We start from the raw sequence: 2,885 nt of genomic DNA, 5'->3' as shown, positions 1-2,885 counted from the left end.
GGTGGCGCAGGACAGCCTGCTCAACGCCGAAACGCAGCTGCTCCAGGCCCGCGAGCAGCTGGCCGGCAGCGACGCCCAGTTGCGGGTGATGACGGCGGCCCTGTTCAAGGCGCTGGGCGGCGGATGGAGCGAAGGCGGGGCAGGAGACGTTACGCGTTGATCGGCCGCCTGGCCGGCAACACGGCAAAGGCGACGTTCCGACTCTGATCGAACGAGCGCCGAAACGCGACAGAAAAGGTGCGCTCCTGATTAAGCCGGGAGCGCGTCGGCTTGGTTCGGTAAATGATCCTCACCCTTGCCCGTTCAGCCTAAACGCCAAACATCAAGGGAAGGTATTCTCAGCCAGCGGGACGGATGAAGTCGCCGTAGATGAGCGCGAGCAGATGACGAAGCATGTGCCTTCTCCCTTGTTTCGCATCCCAAGGATGCAGGAGAGAAATATCATGAACGCGGGATTAAGCAATTACCTTAATGGACCGGCGCGCGCGGATGCGACGAACGGAAGTTAAGCCCTTTTTTAAAGGCTCCGGCTTAGGGCCGCAGGCGTGAACGATCCGTCTGATCAGGCTTGCCATCGCCCAGCCGTTGCTGCCGCGCTCCCCGCGGCGGCGGGAGCTGGCACCGGCATGGGCATGATTGTGGTTCAGGTGACCAACGCGGCCGTGTTGCGCCGTCGGTGTGGGCGTGCTTGGGCCGAGCGGCTGGGTGATCGACTGGCGCCCATGCTGGCCGCGATGGTTAGGCCCGAGCGCGTGGTCGTGGCCGGACAGGATCGGGTTGAGCTTGATCTTGTGCACGGTGGGGAAGTCGGCGTCGACGAGGCACTCCGGGCGATCACGACTGCGTTCGCGCGGCCGGTGACGATCGGCGGCGCGGCAGTCGCGGTCGAGCTGGCAATTGGTGTGGCGTTGACGACCGCTTCCGGCACCAACGAGACGTGTCTGATCGAGGAAGCCGAGGAAGCGTGCGCTCAAGCCCGCCACAGCGGCGCGCCGATCATCCGCCGCGTGGGCGTGCCACGGGCGGCATCGGCCCCCGACGATTTGTCGGCTGACCTTGGTCGAGGCATCGACAACGACGAGCTGCTGCTGCTTTACCAGCCAAAGGTGCATCTGCGACGCCGCACCGTCGCGAGCCTGGAGGCACTCGTCCGCTGGCGCCATCCGGTGCGAGGCATGATCCTGCCCGCGGATTTCATTCCGCTGGCCGAAGAGAGCGGTGAAATTGCTGCGCTTACCTTGTGGGTGTTGCGCCGTGCCACCGCGGACGGGCGAATGCTGGCGGCGATGGGCTACGGCTTGCCTATCTACGTCAACGTATCCGGAGTGTTGCTGACCGACGAAGCATTTATCAGGGAGGCATCCGCACTGGTCACCGAGGCGAACGTTTCGATTGGCTTCGAGATCACCGAGACGTCGGTGATCCGCGATCCAGCTGCGGCGATCGGCAACCTCAACCGCTTCGCCGCCATAGGTATTCCGATCGCCATCGACGATTACGGCGCGGGGCTGTCGTCGCTCGCCTATCTAAAGCAGCTGCCGGCGTGCGAGCTGAAGATCGACAAGCTGTTCGTCACCCAACTGACCAGCTCGCATCGCGATCCGCTGATCGTCCGTTCAACCATCGATCTCGCCCACGCGCTGGAGATGGAGGTGGTGGCGGAAGGGATCGAATCAGCCACCGCACTGGCGCTGCTGACCGTCATGGGATGCGACCTGGGGCAGGGCTATTTCATCAGCCACCCGCTCGACTTGGGCAGATTGGCCGCCTTCCTCGGTCGGCACCGCGACGGCTGGACGCAGGACGAGTTGCCCAGCCCGCTCGCCCGGCTACGTGCCGCCACGCGGCAGGGTTGATGGTCCGCGCGTCATACCGCCAACTGCTCGCCGTGGCGGTGCCGCTGTTGATGCTGGTGACGCCGGTTGCAGCGGCGGAGCGCAACGCAGCGCAGTTCGACCGGCTGGCCGAACAGGCCAGCGCGCTGCTGGTGGCCGATCCCAGTGCTGCTCTTGTCAAGGCGCAGGAAGCACGGGAAGCGGGACGGGCGCTGGCCGACGGGCGCGCACGAGGCGTTGCCGAGGTCACGGTGCAGCGGCTGGTCGGCGAAGCCTATGTCCAGATGGAGCGCACGGACGAGGCCGCGCCGCTGATCGCCAGTGCATTGCTGCGCGCGCATCGGCTCGCGCCGGGATCCAAGCTAGAAGCTGACATCTTGCTGGCGCAGGCCGCGGTACATGAGCGGCGCGGGAACACCGGTGCGGCGCTGGGCGAATATCAGCGCGCGCACCTACTTTACCAGCGCGCCGCCTACCGCAAGGGGCAGGTGATCGCGCTGTTGTGCATCGCTTCGCTTTACGGCGATGCAACCGACTGGGCGTCGGCGCTCAAATACCTCGATCAGGCGCTGGCGGTTCATCCCGACGAACCGCTGCTGCTGCTTTCCAGCTATAACAACCGCGCGTCCATTCTTCAGGAACTTGCCCGGTTTGCCGAAGCAGAGGCGGGCTATCGCAAGGCGCTCGCGTTGGCGCGGGCGATGCACAGTCCGCTGCTTGAGGCGCGAATCATGGGTAATATCGCGCGGGCACTGTTGAAGCGCGGCGACGTGGGCGCGGCCGCCTCGACCGTGACGCGGGCACTTGCGCTCACCCGCGCAGGCGATGCCGCTGCTGGACGGCCGCCGCTCGTCGCCATCGCTGCTCAGGTCGCGCTGCAACGCGGTGATCTTCCTCACGCCGCGCGCTTGATCCGCGAGCGGTTTGCCGGCGTCGACCTCGCCACCACCGCCATTCCGTTTCGGGAAGCGCACCAGACTGCCTATGACACCTATCGCGCGCTGGGCGACGCACCGCACGCGCTGGAGCACCTCGTCGCGTTGAAGCGGC

2 protein-coding genes are annotated in these 2,885 nt (G+C 65.8%); both read left to right on the top strand.

Annotation, left to right across the window (positions count from 1 at the left end; genetic code table 11):
- The first annotated feature begins 545 nt into the window (after positions 1 to 545).
- On the top strand, positions 546 to 1,856 hold the full coding sequence (locus ACE5C1_RS05010) for an EAL domain-containing protein (protein ID WP_374942967.1): 1,311 nt from the start codon (positions 546 to 548) through the stop codon (positions 1,854 to 1,856).
- 32 nt (positions 1,857 to 1,888) lie between these two features.
- Positions 1,889 to 2,885 (top strand): tetratricopeptide repeat protein (locus ACE5C1_RS05005; RefSeq protein ID WP_374942966.1); only part of this gene is annotated, 997 nt, incomplete at its 3' end.

The organism is Sphingomonas sp. (genome assembly GCF_964263785.1).
Lineage (GTDB): Bacteria > Pseudomonadota > Alphaproteobacteria > Sphingomonadales > Sphingomonadaceae > Sphingomonas.
This window is presented reverse-complemented; position numbering and strand designations above follow the sequence as displayed.